Here is a 21325-nt window from a genome sequence, read left to right on the forward strand (position 1 = left end):
CCAATTAGGTGGCGGAACGCTTCAACAGGATTCAGGAGCCTGGGAGTAGCAAACCCCACGGATAAATCCGGGGGCTTGTGAATCATTACCTGACCAGCCTAAGTCCCGTCAGGGACTACGTTATCAGCAAGAGTTAAAGTTCCTACCTTGAAATGCGACGCTAGTTTCAAGCTCTAGAACCGGATTGTTAAACATCTTTATCAGGTTAAGGAAGTGCAATCTGGGAAGTACCGACTGATAACATTGGCGCAGCGAACTTTACCCTAGCAATAGGAGAATACTCACATTATGCGAGTTTTTGTACTTGATAAAAACAAAAAACCTTTAGATCCATGCAAGCCTGCTAGAGCTAGAATCTTGCTCAAACAAGGAAGGGCTAAGGTCTTTAGGAGATACCCGTTCACAATCATCATGCGCGATTTGGAGGAATTGGAATGTGTGACACATAATCATCAGATCAAACTTGACCCTGGTTCTCAAACGACAGGTTTAGCAATTGTTCAAGAAAAGGTAGTTGTTTGGGGTGCCGAACTAACCCACAGAGGTCTTCAAATTCGAGATGGTTTAACCTCACGTAGACAGTTGAGACGTTCTCGTAGAAACCGCAAAACTCGTTATCGACAGCCACGGTTTCTTAACCGTAAACGTCCTGATGGCTGGTTAGCTCCCAGTCTAATGTCGAGAGTCTATAATATTATCACATGGGTAAAAAAACTTACTCGATTTTGTCCGATAACTGGCATTTCTCAGGAATTAGTTAGGTTCGATACTCAGAAGATGGAAAACCCTGAGATTTCTGGCACAGAGTATCAGCAGGGCACACTCTACGGATATGAAGTTAGAGAATATCTACTTTCCAAATGGAATCGTAAATGTGCTTACTGTGGTGTGACTGATACTCCACTAGAGGTCGAACACATCAAACCTAAATCAAAGGGCGGTTCTGACCGAGTAAGTAACCTAGCAATTGCTTGTAGGAAGTGCAATCAAACCAAAGGTAATCAGGAAATCGAACAGTTTTTATCTGGTAAACCTGATGTTATAAAGCGTATTCTTTCTCAAGCCAAACGACCTTTAGTCGATGGGGCAGCCGTCAACTCAACTAGATGGAAGTTGTATAACGAATTAAAAGCCTTGGGTTTGCCGATTGAAACAGGGTCAGGTGGATTAACTAAGTACAATCGATGTCGGCAGAACCTTCCAAAAACACACTGGTTAGATGCCGCCAATGTTGGAAAAGTCGATACTTTGTACATCGAAGTTTATCAGCCATTGTTGATTTCAGCTAAAGGACATGGTACTCGTCAGATGTGCAGAACGAACAAGTTTGGCTTTCCCACTCGTTATGTACCAAGGTTGAAGTTTGTCAAAGGGTTTCAGACTGGAGATATTGCCAAAGCCGTTGTAACCAAAGGTAAGAAAGTGGGAACATACACAGGTAGAATAGCTACTCGAAAAACCGGTTCATTCAATATCTCCACTAAACACGGACTGGTACAAGGAATCAGTCACCAATATTGCAGCATTGTACATAGGAAAGACGGATATGCTTATAGCTTCTAGTTCAAAAGAAGTACTGTCTAGCTGCTGTTTGTGTAAGGGGAGAAACTCCTCCCCACGCATAAATGACAGGGGTATCCGTTTCTCCCCTTACCAACCCCCATTTTTGATGATTAGTTATATATATAGTGATATATAGCGTTTATCATAGTAATGAGGTACACAAGATTTTTTCCCTGTTGCCTGTTGCCTGTTGCCTATTCCCTAAAATCCAAAATCTACCTCACCTATTTTAGAAATGCTATATATCTTTAATATATATAGCACAGTAGCTGGTCTACCTATGCTTAGTCAACTACTGAGTCAACAGGTCACAGAATCCCACGCACTGTGTCAAGTCTCCGGGAGCAAGCCCTGGGAAAAAATCTAACATCCAAAATCCAACATCCAACATTCAAAATCGAATGACGCCCCTCTATTGTAGTAAAGGACATGAGAATCCCAATGGCAATAAGTTTTGCCGGGTTTGTGGCGAGATGCTGCCGTCCCTAGCCAAAACCTTTGACACTGGGAAGATTCTGGGTGGTCGCTACCGCATCCTCCGGGAGTTGGGACACGGAGGCTTTGGACGCACCTATTTAGCTCAAGACCTTAACCGCTTTAATGAACTGTGTGTGCTAAAAGAATTTGCCCCCCAAGTTCAAGGTAACCACGCCTTACAAAAAGCAGAAGAATTATTTGAGCGGGAAGCGGGAGTTCTTTATCGATTGCAACACCCTCAAATCCCTCAATTTCGTGAGTTGTTTCAGGTACAACAACAGGACAAAGGCACCCTATTGTTGGTTCAGGACTATGTGGAGGGGCAAACCTACCGCGCTCTACTGGAGGCTCGCCGACCTCAGGGACTCCGGTTTAGTGAAGCAGAAGTGACTCAACTGCTGATCCAAATCCTGCCAGTGTTGGAATATATCCATTTTATGAGGGTGATTCATCGGGATATCTCTCCCGATAATCTGATTTTGCGCAGTACCGATGGTTTACCAGTGCTGATTGACTTTGGCGGTGTCAAGGAGGTAGCAGCGAATGTGGCATCGAAGTTCCTAGGGTCAAAGGTGGCTGGTCAAAATAAGCCGATCATAACTCGGTTGGGTAAAGTTGGCTATGCTCCCCCAGAGCAGATGCAAGGAGGAAGTGTTTTTCCCCACAGTGACCTCTATGCTCTAGGGGCAACTATATTAGTATTAGTGACTGGTCAGGAACCCCAGCAGATAATTGACCCCAATACCCTGACCTGGAACTGGCGGCGAGAGATCAGCCTTAGCTCAACCCTAGGTCGTATCCTCGATAAAATGCTTCAACCTAGACCAGGGGAACGGTACCAAAATGCCAAAGAAGTGCTGCGAGACCTCACCACTCACCTTCAATTTGCCAGTGACCCGCAATCAGCTCCATCACCCCCTCAGACTAAACCGACCTTAGCAGTTGCCCCTGGTTCCAAGCCAGTAGCGGTTAACCAGCCAGCAACCCCAGCTACCAGAACACCATTAAGCACTTTTACAAACAATACCGTTTTAGACTGGCTGGGCAAGGTGGTTTTGGTATCTGTTTTAGCTGCTGCTGTATTTGGTTTTACCTTCTGGGCAACCAATTGGTGGTTCAAATTCAGAGGATCTCAGCCGGAACCCTCTCCAAAGGAATCACCCATCGATCAACCGGACATAAAGCCACCCTCGTGGTTTCCCAGCAACGAGGCAAAGCGCAAGGAATTGCTAGATCAGCGTCGTGCCAATTTGGAGATTGACGAGAAGTTCTACGTTCAGTTAGTCAATGAGGCCTTTTGGAACAAGTACCCCAATCAAGAAAAACGACAGCTAGGCACTGGATCAAAGGATGCTCCGTTAAGAGAAGAGTGGGATAAGCTGGCATTTGAGCTATTGACCCGGATTGAGTTGCTCAATTTGAGTCGGACGGCACGGGGAAGGTTGGGAAGCTATGGGACAGCAGATCTGACTAGCTGGAAGCAGCAAGTGAATCAGTTGCGTCTTTCTAGCCGTGCAGCTTATGATATTGCAGATTCTAAATTCTTTCATAAGTTTCCCGATCAGCGCGGTGAGAAGTTTATCGATAAGTCTATTGGTCAGGTGTGGCAAGGGATTGTTGGGGATACCATCGAAGCGTTGAAATCGGGCAAAGCCCTACAGCGCATCGAGTTTGCCCCTGGCGCAGTGATTCAGCAAGTCAGTGGTACCCTTGAGCCAGGAGACGGGAAAGCGTTTACGGCTAAACTTTCTGGTGGTCAAGTCATGGAAGTGAGACTGGCTACCGATGTGAATGCCTTGTTTTCAGTTTATGGTCCGAGCCGTAAGACCACCCTATTAGAAGACTCAAACGAACGCTACTGGATCGGGGATCTGCCAGCATCTGGTTTCTATGAGTTTGTGGTAGTTTCTCAAGCCTCTGAACCGATTAATTATCGACTTAACTTGAGGGTTGAAGATTAGTGATTGGTAATTTATAGCAGTTCTCAATTGGGTGAGCTATAGCGGTTTTTAGTCTAATGAGGTACACAGGATTTTTACCATCTTAGCTCTTAGCTCTTACCTCTTCTGACTTCGGAGCAGGGAGTAGCGATAAATCCGTAGTGTCAAACTTGAAGGTGCGGAATGTGGGTTCTATAGCGCTACGCACAAGGCAAGAGGCAAGAGGCATGCATGCAAAGGTGCGCTTTCCGCATCTAATTATTAAATTCGCCACGGGTCGCACCTAAAAGTTCACTAAAACAGCTTTTGCTGCTTGTATCAATGTCAAACACCTTAATGCGTAGTGCTATACCGTTTAGAATTCCCCGGCGGGGGAGAGTTAAATTATTGAGTTAGTGATCGGATCTACTGTAGACAGTAATGGTTCAACTTGGATCGGATCTACTGTAGACAGTAATGGTTCAACTTGGATCGGATCTACTGTAGACAGTAATGGTTCAACGTTAGAACCCAGACTTAGTTCCATCTGTTCACGGTACATACGGGCAAGAGCACCAGTGAAGCCAGCGTTGTAGTCAAGAGCGACTTCATTAATGGCATAGTTAGTTCGAACATCGACATAGGCATTATCGTCTGGTTCAGAGGGACCACCCACCAGTGCACCATAGAGAATGTTGAGGTTGTCCGTCGGTGATTCGATGTCATTGGTGGTGGAACCATGGGCTCCACGATGGTGGGGATTCTTGGGAGAATTGTGGCCAAAACCGACGACATAACTGCGATTGTTGGGATTATCCCCAAGAATGTAGTCAATTTGATCAGCGGCGAAATCGGAGTAACGACCATTACCATCATTAACGGTATCGCTATAAATACCAGCAAGGAAAGCTGTATTGGCAGCATATCGTAGGGAACCCCAGTCATCTAACCAAGCTAGTCCGCCCTCAGTATATTCGATACCTTCACCACTATCGTCACTCCAGTAGTCTAGCCAGCGTTCTACTTCAATACGGTACTTATCCTGGTCAGTTTCTTGAGCAAGGAGGATGCCAGTACCATGGACTTTTTGATCCCAGGATTGAGTCTGAGTCGGATCAATACCTAGATAGTAACTTTCGGCTTTATCCAAGTAGGTCTGGTCACCGGTTGCTTTGTACAGCCAAGTTGCAGACCAGGCTAGTTCGTCTTCGTAGCCACTCCAAGAATTGTAGAAAATAGCAGCATCGGGGATAGAGTCAGAGTAGTTACCCTGATAGGTCTCGGCAAAGTCAAATAGGGCTTTGGCGTTCGTCAGTAGTTGATTAGCGTAGCTGCTGTTTGTGGATTGGAAGGCAATTGAGGCAGCAGCTAAGGCAGCAGCGGATTCACCAGCTAGGTCAGAACCGGGATTTAAAGGATCAATTTTGAACGCTGGTCGCACCATGGTCATGGTTTCCGGCGGTGCCCAGACGCTGTGGTCGATTTCACCGGATCCAACCTGTCCCCAAAACTCTTCGGTTTGACCGTTACTGTCTGTGATGTGGGATTTGAGTATGTAATCTGTACCCCACTTAATGGCATCCAACGCCTCATCCCATTGACCCATTTGCTGGTAGGAATCTTGATATTCGATTGCCCCCCAAGCAAGCATAGTCATGGCAGCAGCCATGGGGAAGCCGAACTTGACGTGGTCCCCAGCATCGTAATAACCGCCAGTGAGGTCAACTCCTACATCAGCACCATCGTTGAGGGCAGAATCCCCGCGCCATGGGATGCGATTGTCCTCAGGAAGTTTACCGGAGCGCTGAGCTTCATAAAATAAGAAGGACTTTTCGACAGCGTCAGCATAGTTGAACTGTGGTGAAACATTGGTGTTGATGATACTGGGTACAGTCTCACCATTTCCATTGGATGAGTCGAGTTGAACAGGAGTAGATTCATTCATTAGTCATTAAAAATTAGTAATATTTGATAACAAAGCTAGTCAAATTACCCCTGTTTAATACTGGGAAAACGAAACCGTTCAAATTACAATTTTTTGTTGTTTATGAAGATAAAAAAAACCAAACAAGTTAAATTACCCCTGTTTAATACAGGGACAATGAACTAGCCTCTAAGTACCCGTCAATAAAGGAGATAATAGGGCATCATCTTTGATTTACAAAAGCACTTTAAGTTTTAGTAATACTACTCTCAATGGTTACACCGAAATAGTTTTGTTTTGTAACGATAGCTAATATTAGTTTACAACTGTCAGGATATTTCTTTTAAAGAAAGCTATAAGTTATTGTTAATTTTGGGTAAAGAATTAAAATCCCTAACACACTGTATCTTGAACTAATCAGTTTTAAATTGGGTGAGGTACAAAATTTTGGGATTTTAGGGAACAGGGAACAGCGGATCACCGGAACAGGGAGTAGTGATGCAGCGCTATACTTTATTAACTCTTGCCTCTTGCCTCTTGCCCTACTCTTAAAGAACAGCGGATCTGGGAACAGCGGATCTGGGAACAGCGGATCTGGGACTTCGGGGCTGGAAGGTAGCGCCGTCTTGAGGAGCCAGTTGCTCATCTAACTTCCCGCGCCCCCCACACTCCCCCTTTTAGGTGTATGATTTTAAGATTTATGCAGAAGATAGAGAAAATGAGGGAGAATTTCAACCCATAGGTAAAGGCATTTGTTGAATGACAGATGCCAGAATACGTAAAAAACCTCGCCCTTTACAACTTAAAGAATATGGTTGTTGAGAGTGGGTCGAAAATTGCAACGGATCGGCGTCGAGGCCATCGTCGTCAGTTTTAACCGATAAACTACTAGCAGATAAACTAGTGTCAGTTAATCCTCCGACGCCAACCAACCAAATAGTCGCCACAGCAATAGCGTTACCATTGTATGCAGGCACGTTTGGGGTCAGTCATTTTGGTGTGATGCAAACCCTATCCACCACGCTTAATGTCGTAGAACTTGCATTCAATCCAGCTACGCATACTATACCAGTAGATTTGAGCCTGTTGTGGACGTCATACCGTTAACAAAAACCCATGGGTCAGCATAACCGTGATCCGGTGCGAGCATTGAGAGTGCCATCGACACAGTTGCTTCTCAAACATCTGACTCGACCACTCCAATGCTGACCAACCGAGCGTGATTAGCCCAGACAGAGGTAATTTCGATGGGGGTTGGTCACCCAAAACCTGGGATGGTTGGTAATATCGAAGAGCATTAATCCGCATGGCTAGGATGCCAGCCATTAGCCACAATCCCTTGATAAAACCATTTAGCATACAACCGATTGTCTGTGGTGACTATCACAAACCCTACATCCGGGATCCCCTGTTTGACCTGATTTAACAGCTGATGCCAGTAAGGTTGCCAACTCCCTGTCTTGATGCAATAGCGAGTGGTTTGAATTTACCGTAAGACAGTTGAGCCTTAATCAATAAGTTTTACCCCTTTTCTGCATAGCCGACCAACCATAAAGGCTCAACTGTCTAAGGTTTGGTCTCCGGGGGAAACCCCCTGTTCCCTTGCTGCATCGCTTTTTCGGTTGCACCCACAATTTTCGCTCGCTACAGGTATTCCACAGCCACGGTAGACCACACTAATTACCAAGACGCTCAATACGCTTACCCAATGTGGATGCATCTGCAGCCAGCACCAGGCTTTTTTGATCGGATGACCACCAACTTAATATCCACAACAATAAGAAGGCTTTGCTTTCACTGACTTCTATTTCCTGTCGCTTTCTGCCATATTTGTGACTTTTTTCCTTGTACCATTGCCTTAACTGCTCTCTGACATTGTTTTGAGATCGATGTTGGATTTCTGCTAAAAACACTGCTACTGTTGATAATCCACAACGAAAGAGTGATGGCAATACCAAAACGACCCATTGCTAATCCCACTGCCTGAGATTTGCTCAGATGAGGCATCTTCCTCATCACAACTGAGAACCATTCTTGATACCCTTTCGGAATCTGTGTGATCATCGATGACAGTCCAATGGTGTACTAAGGTTTTTAGTTCTTTTTTCCTCTTTTGTTAAAATCATACACCTGAAAGGCGCCCCCGCCCCGCGCCCCCGCCCCACACTTCCCACACTTCCCATCTTTTTTACAAATATGAGATGCACCCCCTTAATTGGCGTAATCATCAACAGCATTAAGAGCTGATTCGTAAACTCGCTGTAATCCTTGTAAGATAAGGCTTGCGCTAAAATAGAACATTTGAACTATTTAATAACCAAAAGACAATCATAGCAAGGCTTTCAGACTTCTTAAGATTTACTTTACGAATCAGCTCTCAGCTAGCCGCTGGGGATTTTTTTTGTTTAATTTTGTCTCAACTAATCTATCACTCGTTATCAATGGGTAAGCGTTTCTAATTTCTTCCGGATCGAGACAGAGCAATGAAGGATTAAGAAATAGTAGATGCACCCTGACTCATCCCTCAGCTAGCCGCTGGGGATTTTTTTTTGTTCAATTTTGTCTCAACTAATCTATCAGTTCTAATTTCTTCCGGATCGAGAGAGAGCCATGAAGGATTAAGAAATAGTAGATGCACCCTGACTGATCCCTCAGCTAGCCGCTGGGGATTTTTTTTGTTCAATTTTGTCTCAACTAATCTATCAGTTCTAATTTCTTCCGGATCGAGAGAGAGCCATGAAGGATTAAGAAATAGTAGATGCACCCTGACTGATCCCTCAGCTACCCGCTGGGGATTTTTTTTGTTTAATTTTGTCTCAACCAATCTATCAGTTCTAATTTCTTCCGGATCGAGAGAGAGCCATGAAGGATTAAGAAATAGTAGATGCACCCTGACTGATCCCTCAGCTAGCCGCTGGGGATTTTTTTTGTTTAATTTTGTCTCAAGCAATCTATCAGTTCTATTTGGCTTATCCATTTCTAATTTATTCCGGATCGAGACAGAGCAATGAAGGATTAAGAAATAGTAGATGCACCCTGACTAATCCCTCAGCTACCCGCTGGGGATTTTTTTTGTTTAATCTTGTCTCAACTAATCTATCAGTTCTATTTGGCTTAGGCATTTCTAAATTGTTCCGGATCGAGAGAGAGCAATGAAGGAATAAGAAATAGTAGATGCACCCTGATTCATCCCTCAGCTAGCCGCTGGGGATTTTTTTTGTTTAATTTTGTCTCAACTAATCTATCAGTTCTAATTTCTTCCGGATCGAGAGAGAGCCATGAAGGAATAAGAAATAGTAGATGCACCCTGACTCATCCCTCAGCTACCCGCTGGGGATTTTTTTTGTTCAATTTTGTCTCAACTAATCTATCAGTTCTATTTGGCTTAGGCATTTCTAATTTCTTCCGGATCTAGATAGAGCAATGAAGGATTAAGAAATAGTAGATGCACCCTGACTCATCCCTCAGCTACCCGCTGGGGATTTTTTTTGTTTAATTTTGTCTCAACCAATCTATCAGTTCTATTTGGCTTAGGCATTTCTAAATTGTTCCGGATCTAGAGAGAGCAATCAAGGAATAAGAAATAGTAGATGCACCCTGACTCATCCCTCAGCTACCCGCTGGGGATTTTTTTTGTTCAATTTTGTCTCAACTAATCTATCAGTTCTATTTGGCTTAGGCATTTCTAAATTGTTCCGGATCTAGAGAGAGCCATGAAGGATTAAGAAATAGTAGATGCACCCTGACTCATCCCTCAGCTACCCGCTGGGGATTTTTTTTGTTTAATTTTGTCTCAACCAATCTATCAGTTCTATTTGGCTTAGGCATTTCTAAATTGTTCCGGATCTAGAGAGAGCAATCAAGGAATAAGAAATAGTAGATGCACCCTGACTCCTTCCTCAGCTACTCGCTGGGGATTTTTTTTGTTTAATCTTGTTTCAAACAATCTATTAGTTCTATGTGGGATAGCCATCTTGCCTGTTTCCTTGGCGTAAGCATTTCTAAATTGTTCCGGATCTAGATAGACGAATCAAGGATTAAGAAATAGTAGATGCAACGTGACTAATTCCTCAGCTATCCGCTGAGGTTTTTTTAATAGACCTCTTGCAAAAGTCCAAAAATATCGCTCTTGAGCACTTACTAGGAGCGCCTGCCAGTATAATTATACTCAAAGCATTACTGGACAATACTTTCGGAATTTAAAACCTGTTAGTTTCCGTAAGCATTATAAATTTCCGAAAGAATATTAGATATCCCGATGGGTAAAAGGCTTAGCATTCTCACCAACATAAGTAGCGGCAATGTGACCATTACCTGTAACCTTGTATTTGTAAGTCACCAATCCCTCTAAGCCCACTGGACCACGGGGGGGCATTTGTTGAGTGCTAATTCCTACTTCTGCTCCAAAACCATAGCGGAAACCATCGGCAAAGCGAGTAGAACAGTTGTGGAAAACATTAGCTGCATCAACTTGATTTCCGAAGCTATCTGCTACCTCCTGGTCTTCAGTAACAATTGCATCCGTATGTCTGGAACCATAAGTATTGATATGGTTAATCGCTTCTTCCACAGAATCTACTACTTTGATAGAAAGAATTAAATCATTATATTCTGTAGACCAATCCTCATCGGTTGCTACAGAGATTGGGATAATCTCACGGCTAGCTTCATCCCCTCGCAATTCTACATTACCCTTTTTCAAAGCTTCTGCTGCTAGGGGCAAAAAACGAGGAGCAATTGCTGAATGCACCAGCAGGGTTTCAATCGCATTACAAACAGCTGGATATTGAGTTTTGGCATCAACGGTGATAGTTACCGCTTTCTCCAAGTCAGCTGCTGCATCAATATAGAGGTGGCAAATCCCATCAGCATGACCAAGTACTGGAATACGAGTATTCTCCTGCACAAACCGAACAAAAGCGTTCGACCCTCTGGGAATAATCAAATCCACATAGTTGTCTAGTTGTAACAGCTCTTTGATTTCTTCTCTAGTGGTTAACAACTGTACCGTTGCTGGGTCAACTGCTGTCGTAGATAATCCTTTATGAATTGCTTTGACTAGGGTTTCACAGGAGCGAATTGCTTCTTTACCGCCTTTGAGGATAACACCATTACCGGATTTAATCGCAAGAGAGGTAATTTGAATTAAGGCATCGGGACGAGCTTCAAAGATAACCCCTAAAACTCCTAAGGAACAAGTGACTCGTTTGAGGATTAGTCCTTGATCCAGTTCTCGATGAATTTGGACATTGCCCACAGGATCACCAAGGTTGCCCACATCTCGCACCCCCTGAATAGCCCCCTTGAGCTTTGTTTCGTTGAACTTCAGGCGATTATAAAGGGCTTTAGGAATGTTATCTGCCTCAGCCGCTTGGCAGTCTGCAGCATTCGCCGCTAGGATTTCCGGTGCTGCAGCTTCCAAGGCTTGGGCTATTGCCTCAATAGCTTCATTTTTAGCCTTTGTTGAGAGAACGGCTAAGTTCTGTGCAGCTTGACGGGTTTTTTGAGCGATCGCACTTAGGGGTATGGATGCAAGTGGTGTAGCTGTCATGGTTGTGATTTTGGAGGCAATACCAATACGTGATCAGAAGTGTAGCAAATTGACGCTCCCACAGGGTGCAGGCACTGCTATTGTCGGGGATTATTGCTTGCCCCAAACCCCCATCATCGGCTAAACCATCACTTATACATCAGGTTAACTATAAGGTTAACGTTGGGAAAACGCGATCGCATACAGCCGCTGTTGATAGTAGTAAATAGCTTACCCAATTCAGCCATCGATACCCCTTAGTTAGTCGAGCTGTGATCTAACAGCAAGACACTCAGGGGTTATTTTTTTTGAACTCAAAAGCGTTTCCCGGCTACATACTAGTTGCCTCACCTCTGACCAGCTCCCCTTACCCTGAAGTTATACCATTGGTTAACTATAAGGTTAACTTTGGGAAAACGCGATCGCATACAGCCGCTGTTGATAGTAGTAAATAGCTTACCCAATTCAGTCATCGATACCCCTTAGTTAGTCGAGCTGTGATCTAAGAGCAAGACAGGGGTATTTTTTTTGTGTAACAGCTCAAAAGCGTTTCCCGGCTACATACTAGTTGTCTGACCTGTTACCAGCTCGTCTTATCGTCAAGTTATACCATTGGTTAACTATAAGGTTAACGTTGGGTAAACGCGATCGCATACAGCCGCTGTGGATAGTAGTAAATAGCTTACGCAATTCAGCCATGGACACCCCTTAGTTGGTCGAGCTGTGATCTAACAGCAAGACACTCAGAGGGTATTTTTTTTGGAACAGCTCAAAGGCTTCTCCCAGCTAAATACTAGTTGTCTAAGGTCTGAGCAACTGGTCTTACCCTGAAGTTATACCATTGGTTAACGTTGGGAAAACCCGTACGCATACAGCCGCTGTGGATAGTAGTAAATAGCTTACGCAATTCAGTCATCGATACCCCTTAATTCCTCTGTCTGTGATCTAATAGCCAGACAGGGGTATTTTTTTGTCTAACAGCTCAAAAGCGTTTCCCCGCTACATACTATTTGTCTGAGGTCTGAGCAACTGGTCTTACCCTGAAGTTATACCATTGGTTAACTGTTTGGTTAACGTTGGGAAAACCCGTACGCATACAGCTGCTGTGGATAGTAGTAAATAGCTTACGCAATTCAGTCATCGATACCCCTTAGTTGGTCGAGCTGTGATCTAACAGCACGATACTCAGGGGTTATTTTTTTGGGAACAGTAATAGCTAATGGGACAGGAACATAACGGTTGCACGAAGTCGCGTACGATACTTAATTTTGTCACCAATGGATAGAAACTGATATCATACATTGGGATTTTATTATCGAATTAAAAATGACACCAGAAGACTTTTTGTCATCGAGTGCTTGGATTGTTCGGATGAAGACTTACTTCAAGCTTATGGATGTCAACGGAGATGGGGTTTTGTCGCTCTCGGACTACGAAACAATTGCGGATCGGTTTGTCAAACTTCAAGGTAATTCGTCGAATTACGAAGTAATCCGGACTCTGTTTCACGACCTATTTCAGTATATAATCGCTGGAGGGGGTGCGGTCGATGCCAACACCATGATCGGGGAAGAAGAGTTTATTACCAATGCCGCAAAGGCTGTCACGGTAATCGAATCGTCACTAGAAGTGGGTCGGCAAAAGAACGAAGTCTTTTTTGATCTCATCGACACCGATCATTCCGGTCAGATTTCCCGTGAAGAGTACCGGAAGTATTTGGCAATATACTCCGGTGAAGACCAGCCCGAACGTGCTGACAAGGCTTTCAACAGTCTTGACACTGATGGTAATGGTTCCATCACCCGGGCCGAGTTCATAGAAGGTCATATGGGATACTGGTTTACACTTCCCAGGGACCAAACGGACGGTCCGCTTCCTTATGGATCGTTGATCGATGCATAGGTAAGCCTATTGCTGATCGCTCCTAAATCTAAGATGCTCTATAACTATTAGATTATTGTCGGTGCTGGTTCAGCAGCTTTTGTCCTTGCTAACCGCCAACACCACTTAGGAATTAGCCCTTAAGTTTAGCCATCATTTCTGCTTCATTCCAGTAGGACAAAACCTGTTGAATCTTACCGTCATCATTGATTTCAAAAACACTGATGCCTTCAGCAGTAGCCTCACGACCATTCTTAGCAGACACCTGCATCCTCCACTTTACCGCTGCTCCATTGCCAGCAATAAAAATTTGCTCTTGTGAGATGTCAAAGCTGTTAAAGAAGCTAGACAGTAGTCCAAAGAACTTCTCCGAGTCCTCAGAGACGTTGATTGGTGGCTTTCCCACTGGGTCATAAATCACTGCATCTTCAGCAAAAATCTCTACCCAGCCTCCTGGATTCATGGCCGCCATGTTAGCAAAATAGACATTGATGACTGATGCGATCGCTTCTGTTGACATAGTTTCCATCTAACTTAACCTTTCTATTATCTGTTAAATTCTGCCTTGAACGAATAATCCCAGCCAAAAGGCAAAAGGCAGATCACAGACTGATCACTAATCACGGCAATAACCATGCCAGAATACGTTTAGCAATTTTCTTAGGACCAGGCTTGGCCGAGAGCAAACCTGACAATAGCTGACGCAACATCCAAGGCGCAATCCTGATTAAACATGAACGTAGCAGCCATTGTACTATTACTAGAAGTAGACCACAGCTGACTATGCCCACTATAATAATCAACCATCTCCAGGGTTGAGCAAGTATTAGCTGTAATACACCAGGAATTACCAGCACTGCCACAATCACCAGGATTATCATCAGCGCTGATAGTCCCCAAGCCAGCTTAGGGAAGTTGGGTGATGGTTTCAGGCGTAGCTGAGCCAAGATTTGAGTGATCAGCCAGTAATGAGCGTCAGCAATTTGACAACAAAAGTCGGGATTCTCCAAACAGTCTCTCTTGATCTGGTGAACGATTTCTCCATCAAGGGCAATCACACTCCGCATCAGTGCCTGTGCCCGATCAACTGGTAGATAGTACGTAGAAAACGTCAATCCAGACTGGAGGCGGTTTTCCCAATCCAGCAGAGCTAAATGGCGTAAATCACTAAGCAACTCTCCGGAAATATCAAGGCCGTGACCAGTCTGTTGTGCTTGTTTAATTTTTGTAAGAATATCTTGATTTAAATCAAAGCGAATGCTATGAAACAGCACGCGGGAGCGTGTAATTTGTTCTTGCTCAATGTTGATGTATGAGTCTATATTCATACCTTGCCCCTGGTCAAGGGTTTGAGAGTGCTGTTGGGATTGACGCCACACAGGAGTAACCAGATTACACCACCACAGCACAATAAAGGTTTTCAGGCTCCCAAATCAAGCCTTCTTCAGCAGCAATTTCTTCCTAGCTTAGTTTTATTAATAGCTGAATGCGTCAGTGAGTCAGTGCTTAGTCTAGTTTATCGTTAATTTTTAAACTTAAGTTATAAACCGTCAACTTTCAACTTTCAACTTTTAACTTTCAACTTTCAACTTTCAACTTTCAACTTTCAACCAAGCTGATAGCTGACTGAGCCACGATAAACTGAAATAATATTAAGAAATGTTAAGAGCAGGAGTTTTTATCATGCAGACGATCAGGTTAGGTCAGAATGGTCCGATGGTCACAGCCTTGGGAATTGGGACGTGGTCATGGGGAGACAAGCTGTTTTGGAACTATGGCAGTGACTACGGCACTACTCAGGTAAAAGAAGCGTTTGAGGCAACCTTGGATGCTGGAATTAACTTTTTTGACACCGCTGAGGTGTATGGACTAGGAGAATCCGAATCCCTGATCGGAGCGTTTATGAAGCAGCTGGGACGGAAAGCCCAGATTGCTACTAAGTATTTCCCCTTACCCTGGCGATTTAGCGCTCAGTCAGTTTCTGATGCCTTGAGTGACAGTTTGAAACGTCTGCAAGTCGAGCAAGTGGAACTGTACCAAGTACATATGCCTTTTAGTTTCTTGATCAGCCAACAGACGTTGATGAATGCTCTAGCTGATGAAGTGAAGCGTGGTCGAATTGGTGCAATTGGTGTCAGTAACTATTCCGCTAAGCAAATGGCAGAAGCTCACAGTTACTTAGCAGCCCGTGGCATACCCCTAGCGGTGAATCAGGTGCAATATTCTCTGTTGCATCGGAAAATTGAGAGCAACGGTATTCTTGATAAAGCGCGTCAGTTAGGTGTGACTATTTTGGCTTACAGTCCTTTAGCTCAAGGGTTACTCACTGGCAAGTATACCATTGATAACTATATCAAACCCACTGGAGCTAGGGCTATTGACCCCCGCTTTAGCAAAAGTGGTTTACAAAAAATTGCCCCTGTGGTAAAGCTACTGAGTCAGTTAGGGGAAAAGTATGAGCGAAAACCAACTCAAGTTGCCCTTAACTGGCTGATTGCTCAAGATGGAGTAATCCCGATTCCCGGTGCTAAGACCGCACAACAGGTGCAAGACAATGCAGGGGCTTTGGGTTGGGCTTTGAGTCAGGAGGATGTCACTCAGTTGGAACAAGTGACTCGTCTTTGGTTAAAATAAAGGCCCAAGGGAAGTGCCCCTACAATAGACTTCGCTGCAGTTGTCGGGAACATGAACAGCGCTATAGATTTTAGAAACGATAGCCTGCACCAAATTGCAATTTAACTGGGGAAGTATCGTTGTTTTCATCACTAAGGCTTAATCTGCCGCTGCCGTAGATTATGGTGTAGTCATTGACTGCTGCTTCTACACCAGCAGTCAATACGGCTGAATTTTGATTACCTAAAGGAGTGGTGATCTCCTCGTTGTTCACAAAGGTATAGCCTCCACCAACGTAAATGTTAGTATTGCTGGCAACAGGTACATCGTAGGTAATTGTTGGTTCGACAGCACGACCTTTGCCAGAGAGAAACGCTGCACCACGCACTGAAATCGGTAAATTGGGCAGATCAATACGACCTTGATACATGCTACCAATCCTTTCATCGCTTGAGTTTGAGCCAATTCCCAGCAAATTCTCAAAGGGATTGAGGATATCATTACTGATTTTGCTGCCATCGTTACTAATTCCCACGTAGCTACCCTTTAATCCTTCAGGTTGAGCAGAGGCAGGGCTAGCAGATAGAACCATCGCAATCATTAAGATTAGGTAAGTTGCGGCAGATTTGAGTATGGGTTTCATAGGTTTCATGGTTATAATTAAAAAACCCCCCGCTTTGATTGCAGGGGGATGGCTATCAAGGTGCATCTACTATTTTTCTATTTCTCAGCCGAGTTGAGTTATCCGGATAAGTTACAGAAAAAGATCCGATTGACTCCAGTGATGGCGTTGCTGAATGATAGGATGATTTTGTCGCCACCCCATTGAGAACTGGTATAGGAAAGGGAACAGGGAACAGGGAACAGGGAACAGGGAGCAGGCAACAAAAATTCCCACAATGTCTTGATGCAATAGCGAGTGGGGGAAACCCCCAAGACCGCGCTGCATCGCTTCATTTAGGATTTCTATATATGTAAACAAAAAGCGATCGCTTGCTGAGGTCGCGATCGCTTTTTGAGGTCACGATTTAGTCTAAACGCCAGTAGCTAACTAATTGTCCCAAGTCTAGTTAGCCAGCCACTGAGTTAACCAGCCACTGAGCTAACCAGGGAGTTAGTTCAAGTTAACCTTGACAACTTTGTTTTTTTCCTCTTCAGCTTTGGGCAAGGTCAGATTCAAGATACCGTCTTTGTACTCAGCCTGAACTTTGGTATTTTGAATCCGAACCGGTAAAGGAATTACCCGCTGGAATTTACCATAACGGAATTCAGAACGCTTGACGCCTTTTTCGTCAGTATTGGTTTCTTCTTTCCGTTCTCCACTGATAGCAACAACAGTATCTGTGACTTCTACATTCAAGTCTTTGGCTTCCATTCCTGGAACTTCCAATTTCAGAGTGATAGCATCTTCCGTTTGGGTTAGTTCAGCAGCAGGAACATTTTTTAAATGACCAAACTCTCGCAAAGTAGTGGGCACAAAACTATGGTCAAATAGCTGGTCAAGTTCCCGTTGTAGGGTGTTGATGTCTTTCCAGGGGTTCCAACGAACTAGAGTCATAGCTCTTCCTCCAAGTTGTATTTTTTTAATTGATTTAGCCTTGTTTTTTTGCCTTTGATTATTATGGTAGTACTTCAAAATAGCAGTGACCATTCGGTTTTTATCACTAACTTTATAGGGATTGCCGTTATGAAAAACTGTTGGATAGGGAATAGGGAATAGGGAATAGGGAATAGGGAATAGGGAATAGGGAATAGGGAGCAGGGAGCAGGCAGCAGGGAGCAGGCAGCAGGCAGCAGGGAGCAGGCAGCAGGCAGCAGGCAGCAGGCAGCAGGCAGCAGGGAATAGTAAGAAAGAGATCCGAGGATTTTTTGGTGTGATCAGAAATCAGCTTTGGGTTTCATGAACTATTTAGAACTGCTATAGTAAACCTTGAGCTAAATTACGGTAAACTGAACACAATTGGGTTCGGTAAACTCGAATTCAGTGGTCAGCTTAAGCTATCAGCTATCAGGTAATATAATTAATTTAAGTCCAATGATGGAATCCACAGATTTTACCCATTCAGTCAGCTACCAAAAAGAATTGATTCTGAAATTACAGGAACTGCTGAAAAAAGAAATTGAAGGTAAAGCTCACTCTGACCGCATTGAAGAATTAGCTTCAGCGATTGAAAGTGCTACAGAGGCGCTCAACAACCTAACCCAGTATTTTAGAGAAAGTTGACCCGCACTTTTCTCGATTAGACTCTAAGCACTAGGTATGAAGCACTAGGTATTAGGCGTTGACTAGTAGCACCAGTTTGGTGTCCTTGGTTTGGATTTGGTTGTAGATTGCAAAGGGAATCAAGCACAGAACAGCTGTTGTTTATCATCGAGGTTTCTACTCGAACGTCAACAAAGAAATGAGATGGAGATTCCCTGATTGACTTTTTCCGGCTACCCAGGTCGAGTAGCCAGCACGTTTTCCAGTCTAAATTCTATCTAGGTGATCACACTATTGCTCTCGAATGCAAAAAAAATTCACGTTTTCTGTTCGCGTAGCGGCTCGTACCGAGCATCGCGTAGCGTGGCCCAAAGGCCAATCACGACAGGGGGATGGTGCCCTTTATCCATCAATTTTATGTTTACACTCCCAAACCGCTAGAGGTTTAATTCCCTCCGTGGAACGGGCATCTTGCCCGTTTCATTCATTACCGCTTTGATTTAATAAATATTCCCAAATCCGTCGTATTTCTTCTTGATTTTGGCGAATCTCTGCTTGACTTTGACGAATCTCCTCTTGATTTTGAATAATCTCCTCTTGACTTTGACGTTGATAGGTTGCCAAATCCGAAAACAATTTTAAGGTCTCATTCAGAGAAACTCGTAATTGAGTAATTTCTGCTTGATTTTGCTCGATGGTCTGAGAGTGGCGATTAATGTATCTTGCTGCTGTCTCTAACAAGTTCTCTACTTGAGTTAATCTTTCTTCTGGTGTCATGTTTGATGAATGTTAATAGCTTTAATTCCCGGAGCGTCCATTATTGCTTTGATTTAATAAATATTCCCAAATCCGTCGTATTTCCTCTTGATTTTGACGTTGATAGGTGGCTAACTCGGAAAACAATCTTAAGGTCTCATTCAGAGAAACTCGTAATTGAGTAATTTCTGCTTGATTTTCCTCGATGGTCTGAGAGTGACGATTAATGTATCGTGCTGCTGTCTCTAACAAGTTCTCTACTTGAGTTAATCTTTCTTCTGGTGTCATGTCTGATCACTTTTAATTTGATATATTTATCTATTATATTCGATTTTTTATCATTATTTATGATGTTAAACATTTATCAAAAATTAGTGCGTTCGCGTAGCGGCTCCATTCGCGTAGCGTGGCCCAAAGGCCAAGGAGCATCGCATTCTAGTTTAGTGCGCTATTAAACCAATATAACAATTCTCTCCGCCCCCCCCGCCCCACACTCTTCGCCCTACTCCCTACTCCCTACTCCCTACTCCCTACTCCCTACTCCCTACTCCCGATAACGAAAGTACCTAACCCAATTGAGAACTGCTATAGTAATCAGAGTATTGCTAACTTTAAGGTAGGATAATGACAGACAAAAATTTTGTAGCTGATAATGCTACTACCACAGAAATACTCGAACAAGTGATTGAGGAAATACAGCAAACTCCCCAAGAATACTTACCCAATTTGTTGCAGATAGTTCGTTTGTTTCGTGAGAGTGTTACACAGGATACGGCAGAAGAAAGCTGTCGTCAGGGATGGCAAGAAGCCATGACAGGGAATACACTTCCTGTTTCACAGCTGTGGGATGGGATTGATCCAGAATCAACCAGCCAAAATCCAAATCAAGGTTACACCTGAGTTCAAGAGAAGCCTACGCAATCTAGCCAAGCGGTATCGTAATATCCGCTCTGATGTCCAGCCGATTATTGATCAGTTACAGTCAGGTGAAATTATTGGAGATCAGATCCCAAGCATTCCCTACACGGTATTCAAGGTCAGGGTTAGGAATAGTAATATTCAAAAGGGTAAAAGTGGCGGTTACCGCTTTATGTACTACCTAAAAACTTCAACTAACATTATTTTGTTTACTATTTACTCAAAGTCAGATCAAGGAGATCTTACAGCAGACAAAATCAAGAAAATTGTGGCTAATTTTGAATCCCAGTAATTCCCTGGATTCAGTGCGTTCGCGTAGCGGATCCATTCGCGTAGCGTGGCCCAAAGGCCAAGGAGCATCACGTTTTAGTTTGGTGGGTTAATAACGCACCAAACTAACTCTCTGTTTAACCGGACATGATATAAGGGTTTTTCGATAAGGATTTAATTATTTATTTTTTAGTTTGCAACTATCCGAATGTTGTCTACCCCAACAATTCCCTTGGTTCTTTCTAGAAAATTACCATGGCTAAAACGGATAGTATGAATATCATTAGATTTTGCAAAAAAATCACCTTTATGAATAAGTTTATTATCTATTTTAATTAACCATAAATTATTCCTTATATCTATCTTTACAAGTAATTTATATACGACAGTAGTATCATAACTGCCAATTTCCTTGCTAATCAAATGACCACTATTATTCACTTGAGAAATTACAATATGTTGATCTAATTTGAACGATAATATTTGGATTGTTGGAGTATCAAAAAAGATCTTAAGTTCACCGGAAGGATTGCCAACTAATACATCAAAAGAAACAAAGTAATGATCTGCTTTACTTCCAATGTTGAATTCAATCTGGTCATATTTTTGGTTATTTTCATCTCCATGTGGATCTCCAAACACTAACGGTTGGTTCTTAAGTACAAAGAGAGAACTCTGGACAGTCGGTTTTCCATCTCGGATACTGGAGGCTTGAGAGTAGCTCCCTCCAACAGAAGGTGGGTAACCAACGTTATGCTCAGGAGAATCAAATGTTAAATCGTAAAGCACGCCAGTTGGTGGAGGTCTATATCGTGAAGTCAGAGTGGGTGAAGTCGAGTCTACCTTTGGGGGAAATTGCTCTGGAGTCTCAGTTTCTTGCAATGGATTTTTCTTGAGCAGAAACCCAACTGTGGGAACTCCTACCACTAGAAGCATGACCCCAGCAATACCCGCTAACCATCTATTTTTTTGGGGAGTTGCCTTTGTTTCTAAGGTTTCTAGTTTGTCCTGAGGTTTTTTTTTAATTCATGGTCAATAGCTCTGACTAGGTTCTCAAAACCATCTGGTTCCCAATAGTCTAGCCACTGGATATCTTGCAGGTTCACCCCATAGTCTCCTTGTTGTAAAGGAGGAACTTCACAATCAGGGCTATTTCATTCTAAAAATGCGCTTGAGTGTGTCTAGTCCAAACTTGCACCGTCGCTCTGCCTGGGCCATATTTGAGAAGTGATTAGAGCGATAGATATTGAGTGCAAAGTTACGAGCAACCG

Annotated in this window: 24 protein-coding genes; 8 read left to right on the forward strand and 16 right to left on the reverse strand. The window is 43.5% G+C overall.

Annotated features, from left to right (window positions below; all coding sequences use genetic code 11):
* Nucleotides 1-288 precede the first annotated feature (288 nt).
* Together iscB and F6K51_RS28920 are read left to right on the forward strand one after the other, a co-directional pair.
* A complete protein-coding gene (gene iscB, locus F6K51_RS28915; RefSeq protein ID WP_293026621.1) occupies nucleotides 289-1563 on the forward strand; it encodes an RNA-guided endonuclease IscB in 1275 nt (424 codons plus the stop codon).
* Between the two features lie 401 nt (nucleotides 1564-1964).
* A complete protein-coding gene (locus F6K51_RS28920; RefSeq protein WP_293026623.1) occupies nucleotides 1965-4001 on the forward strand; it encodes a serine/threonine-protein kinase in 2037 nt (678 codons plus the stop codon).
* Between the two features lie 82 nt (nucleotides 4002-4083).
* On the opposite strand, the gene F6K51_RS28925 is transcribed toward F6K51_RS28920, so the two are convergent.
* The 3 genes from F6K51_RS28925 to F6K51_RS28935 form a co-directional block, all read right to left on the reverse strand.
* A complete protein-coding gene (locus tag F6K51_RS28925; RefSeq protein ID WP_293026625.1) occupies nucleotides 4084-4254 on the reverse strand; it encodes a hypothetical protein in 171 nt (56 codons plus the stop codon).
* 105 nt (nucleotides 4255-4359) lie between these two features.
* On the reverse strand, nucleotides 4360-5904 hold the full coding sequence (locus F6K51_RS28930) for a glycoside hydrolase family 9 protein (RefSeq protein WP_293026627.1): 1545 nt from the start codon (nucleotides 5902-5904) through the stop codon (nucleotides 4360-4362).
* Between the two features lie 322 nt (nucleotides 5905-6226).
* Nucleotides 6227-6529, reverse strand: a complete 303-nt coding sequence (locus F6K51_RS28935) for a hypothetical protein (protein WP_293026629.1) — start codon at nucleotides 6527-6529, stop codon at nucleotides 6227-6229.
* 257 nt (nucleotides 6530-6786) lie between these two features.
* Here F6K51_RS28935 and F6K51_RS28940 point away from each other — a divergent pair, with 257 nt between their 5' ends.
* Entirely contained in the window at nucleotides 6787-6990 is a 204-nt protein-coding gene (locus tag F6K51_RS28940; RefSeq protein ID WP_293026631.1) for a hypothetical protein, read from the forward strand.
* Here the strand turns inward: F6K51_RS28940 and F6K51_RS28945 are convergent.
* The 5 genes from F6K51_RS28945 to F6K51_RS28965 all read right to left on the reverse strand — a co-directional run bounded on the left by F6K51_RS28945 (nucleotide 6979) and on the right by F6K51_RS28965 (nucleotide 12112).
* Nucleotides 6979-7242, reverse strand: coding sequence for a hypothetical protein (locus tag F6K51_RS28945; RefSeq protein WP_293026633.1), 264 nt, complete (start codon nucleotides 7240-7242; stop codon nucleotides 6979-6981). The genes F6K51_RS28940 and F6K51_RS28945 overlap by 12 nt on opposite strands.
* A gap of 317 nt (nucleotides 7243-7559) precedes the next feature.
* Nucleotides 7560-7835, reverse strand: a complete 276-nt coding sequence (locus tag F6K51_RS28950) for a hypothetical protein (protein WP_293026635.1) — start codon at nucleotides 7833-7835, stop codon at nucleotides 7560-7562.
* A gap of 2294 nt (nucleotides 7836-10129) precedes the next feature.
* Nucleotides 10130-11434, reverse strand: coding sequence for a glutamate-5-semialdehyde dehydrogenase (locus tag F6K51_RS28955; protein ID WP_293026637.1), 1305 nt, complete (start codon nucleotides 11432-11434; stop codon nucleotides 10130-10132).
* A 326-nt stretch (nucleotides 11435-11760) separates the two neighbouring features.
* Entirely contained in the window at nucleotides 11761-11886 is a 126-nt protein-coding gene (locus F6K51_RS28960) for a hypothetical protein (RefSeq protein ID WP_293026639.1), read from the reverse strand.
* Nucleotides 11887-11977: 91 nt separating this feature from the next.
* Nucleotides 11978-12112: a hypothetical protein gene (locus tag F6K51_RS28965; RefSeq protein WP_293026641.1), complete on the reverse strand. Its 135-nt coding sequence runs from the start codon at nucleotides 12110-12112 to the stop codon at nucleotides 11978-11980.
* A gap of 627 nt (nucleotides 12113-12739) precedes the next feature.
* On the opposite strand from F6K51_RS28965, the gene F6K51_RS28970 reads away from it, so the two are divergent.
* Complete coding sequence (locus tag F6K51_RS28970) at nucleotides 12740-13315, forward strand: EF-hand domain-containing protein (protein WP_293026643.1); 576 nt, start codon at nucleotides 12740-12742, stop codon at nucleotides 13313-13315.
* A 112-nt stretch (nucleotides 13316-13427) separates the two neighbouring features.
* Here F6K51_RS28970 and F6K51_RS28975 read toward each other — a convergent pair whose 3' ends face one another.
* Both F6K51_RS28975 and F6K51_RS28980 read right to left on the reverse strand, forming a co-directional pair.
* Nucleotides 13428-13823, reverse strand: coding sequence for a nuclear transport factor 2 family protein (locus F6K51_RS28975; protein ID WP_293026645.1), 396 nt, complete (start codon nucleotides 13821-13823; stop codon nucleotides 13428-13430).
* A gap of 91 nt (nucleotides 13824-13914) precedes the next feature.
* On the reverse strand, nucleotides 13915-14703 hold the full coding sequence (locus tag F6K51_RS28980) for a hypothetical protein (RefSeq protein WP_293026647.1): 789 nt from the start codon (nucleotides 14701-14703) through the stop codon (nucleotides 13915-13917).
* A gap of 274 nt (nucleotides 14704-14977) precedes the next feature.
* Here F6K51_RS28980 and F6K51_RS28985 point away from each other — a divergent pair, with 274 nt between their 5' ends.
* On the forward strand, nucleotides 14978-15928 hold the full coding sequence (locus F6K51_RS28985; RefSeq protein ID WP_293026649.1) for an aldo/keto reductase: 951 nt from the start codon (nucleotides 14978-14980) through the stop codon (nucleotides 15926-15928).
* 70 nt (nucleotides 15929-15998) lie between these two features.
* Here the strand turns inward: F6K51_RS28985 and F6K51_RS28990 are convergent, their stop codons facing one another.
* The 3 genes from F6K51_RS28990 to F6K51_RS29000 form a co-directional block, all read right to left on the reverse strand.
* Nucleotides 15999-16550 (reverse strand): outer membrane beta-barrel protein, encoded by a 552-nt coding sequence (locus F6K51_RS28990; protein WP_293026652.1) that lies wholly within the window; start codon nucleotides 16548-16550, stop codon nucleotides 15999-16001.
* Between the two features lie 98 nt (nucleotides 16551-16648).
* Nucleotides 16649-16864: a hypothetical protein gene (locus tag F6K51_RS28995; protein WP_293026655.1), complete on the reverse strand. Its 216-nt coding sequence runs from the start codon at nucleotides 16862-16864 to the stop codon at nucleotides 16649-16651.
* Nucleotides 16865-17021: 157 nt separating this feature from the next.
* Nucleotides 17022-17465, reverse strand: coding sequence for an Hsp20/alpha crystallin family protein (locus F6K51_RS29000; RefSeq protein ID WP_293026658.1), 444 nt, complete (start codon nucleotides 17463-17465; stop codon nucleotides 17022-17024).
* Nucleotides 17466-17942: 477 nt separating this feature from the next.
* Here F6K51_RS29000 and F6K51_RS29005 point away from each other — a divergent pair, with 477 nt between their 5' ends.
* A complete protein-coding gene (locus tag F6K51_RS29005; RefSeq protein ID WP_293026661.1) occupies nucleotides 17943-18131 on the forward strand; it encodes a hypothetical protein in 189 nt (62 codons plus the stop codon).
* A gap of 459 nt (nucleotides 18132-18590) precedes the next feature.
* Here the strand turns inward: F6K51_RS29005 and F6K51_RS29010 are convergent, their stop codons facing one another.
* Entirely contained in the window at nucleotides 18591-18887 is a 297-nt protein-coding gene (locus tag F6K51_RS29010; RefSeq protein ID WP_293026664.1) for a hypothetical protein, read from the reverse strand.
* Nucleotides 18888-18908: 21 nt separating this feature from the next.
* A complete protein-coding gene (locus F6K51_RS29015) occupies nucleotides 18909-19154 on the reverse strand; it encodes a hypothetical protein (RefSeq protein WP_293026668.1) in 246 nt (81 codons plus the stop codon).
* A 336-nt stretch (nucleotides 19155-19490) separates the two neighbouring features.
* Here F6K51_RS29015 and F6K51_RS29020 point away from each other — a divergent pair, with 336 nt between their 5' ends.
* Both F6K51_RS29020 and F6K51_RS29025 read left to right on the forward strand, forming a co-directional pair.
* Nucleotides 19491-19766: a hypothetical protein gene (locus F6K51_RS29020; protein WP_293026671.1), complete on the forward strand. Its 276-nt coding sequence runs from the start codon at nucleotides 19491-19493 to the stop codon at nucleotides 19764-19766.
* Nucleotides 19714-20076, forward strand: a complete 363-nt coding sequence (locus F6K51_RS29025; RefSeq protein WP_293026674.1) for a type II toxin-antitoxin system RelE/ParE family toxin — start codon at nucleotides 19714-19716, stop codon at nucleotides 20074-20076. Before F6K51_RS29020 ends, F6K51_RS29025 begins: the two co-directional genes overlap by 53 nt.
* 167 nt (nucleotides 20077-20243) lie before the next feature.
* On the opposite strand, the gene F6K51_RS29030 is transcribed toward F6K51_RS29025, so the two are convergent.
* Nucleotides 20244-20990 (reverse strand): hypothetical protein, encoded by a 747-nt coding sequence (locus F6K51_RS29030; RefSeq protein WP_293026676.1) that lies wholly within the window; start codon nucleotides 20988-20990, stop codon nucleotides 20244-20246.
* Nucleotides 20991-21325 lie beyond the last annotated feature (335 nt).

Origin of the sequence: Moorena sp. SIO3I8 (genome assembly GCF_010692325.1) — a bacterium.
In the GTDB taxonomy this organism is placed as follows: Bacteria; Cyanobacteriota; Cyanobacteriia; order Cyanobacteriales; family Coleofasciculaceae; genus Moorena.

Coding starts and splice junctions, on each gene's coding strand:
- iscB (WP_293026621.1), top strand. CDS start 289: ATGCGAGTTTTTGTACTTGATAAAAACAAAAAACCTTTAGATCCATGC.
- F6K51_RS28920 (WP_293026623.1), top strand. CDS start 1,965: ATGACGCCCCTCTATTGTAGTAAAGGACATGAGAATCCCAATGGCAAT.
- F6K51_RS28930 (WP_293026627.1), bottom strand. CDS start 5,904: ATGAATGAATCTACTCCTGTTCAACTCGACTCATCCAATGGAAATGGT.
- F6K51_RS28935 (WP_293026629.1), bottom strand. CDS start 6,529: ATGAGCAACTGGCTCCTCAAGACGGCGCTACCTTCCAGCCCCGAAGTC.
- F6K51_RS28945 (WP_293026633.1), bottom strand. CDS start 7,242: ATGCTAAATGGTTTTATCAAGGGATTGTGGCTAATGGCTGGCATCCTA.
- F6K51_RS28955 (WP_293026637.1), bottom strand. CDS start 11,434: ATGACAGCTACACCACTTGCATCCATACCCCTAAGTGCGATCGCTCAA.
- F6K51_RS28960 (WP_293026639.1), bottom strand. CDS start 11,886: ATGACTGAATTGGGTAAGCTATTTACTACTATCAACAGCGGCTGTATG.
- F6K51_RS28965 (WP_293026641.1), bottom strand. CDS start 12,112: ATGGCTGAATTGCGTAAGCTATTTACTACTATCCACAGCGGCTGTATG.
- F6K51_RS28970 (WP_293026643.1), top strand. CDS start 12,740: ATGACACCAGAAGACTTTTTGTCATCGAGTGCTTGGATTGTTCGGATG.
- F6K51_RS28975 (WP_293026645.1), bottom strand. CDS start 13,823: ATGGAAACTATGTCAACAGAAGCGATCGCATCAGTCATCAATGTCTAT.
- F6K51_RS28985 (WP_293026649.1), top strand. CDS start 14,978: ATGCAGACGATCAGGTTAGGTCAGAATGGTCCGATGGTCACAGCCTTG.
- F6K51_RS28990 (WP_293026652.1), bottom strand. CDS start 16,550: ATGAAACCCATACTCAAATCTGCCGCAACTTACCTAATCTTAATGATT.
- F6K51_RS28995 (WP_293026655.1), bottom strand. CDS start 16,864: ATGAAGCGATGCAGCGCGGTCTTGGGGGTTTCCCCCACTCGCTATTGC.
- F6K51_RS29000 (WP_293026658.1), bottom strand. CDS start 17,465: ATGACTCTAGTTCGTTGGAACCCCTGGAAAGACATCAACACCCTACAA.
- F6K51_RS29005 (WP_293026661.1), top strand. CDS start 17,943: ATGATGGAATCCACAGATTTTACCCATTCAGTCAGCTACCAAAAAGAA.
- F6K51_RS29010 (WP_293026664.1), bottom strand. CDS start 18,887: ATGACACCAGAAGAAAGATTAACTCAAGTAGAGAACTTGTTAGAGACA.
- F6K51_RS29015 (WP_293026668.1), bottom strand. CDS start 19,154: ATGACACCAGAAGAAAGATTAACTCAAGTAGAGAACTTGTTAGAGACA.
- F6K51_RS29020 (WP_293026671.1), top strand. CDS start 19,491: ATGACAGACAAAAATTTTGTAGCTGATAATGCTACTACCACAGAAATA.
- F6K51_RS29025 (WP_293026674.1), top strand. CDS start 19,714: ATGGGATTGATCCAGAATCAACCAGCCAAAATCCAAATCAAGGTTACA.
- F6K51_RS29030 (WP_293026676.1), bottom strand. CDS start 20,990: ATGCTTCTAGTGGTAGGAGTTCCCACAGTTGGGTTTCTGCTCAAGAAA.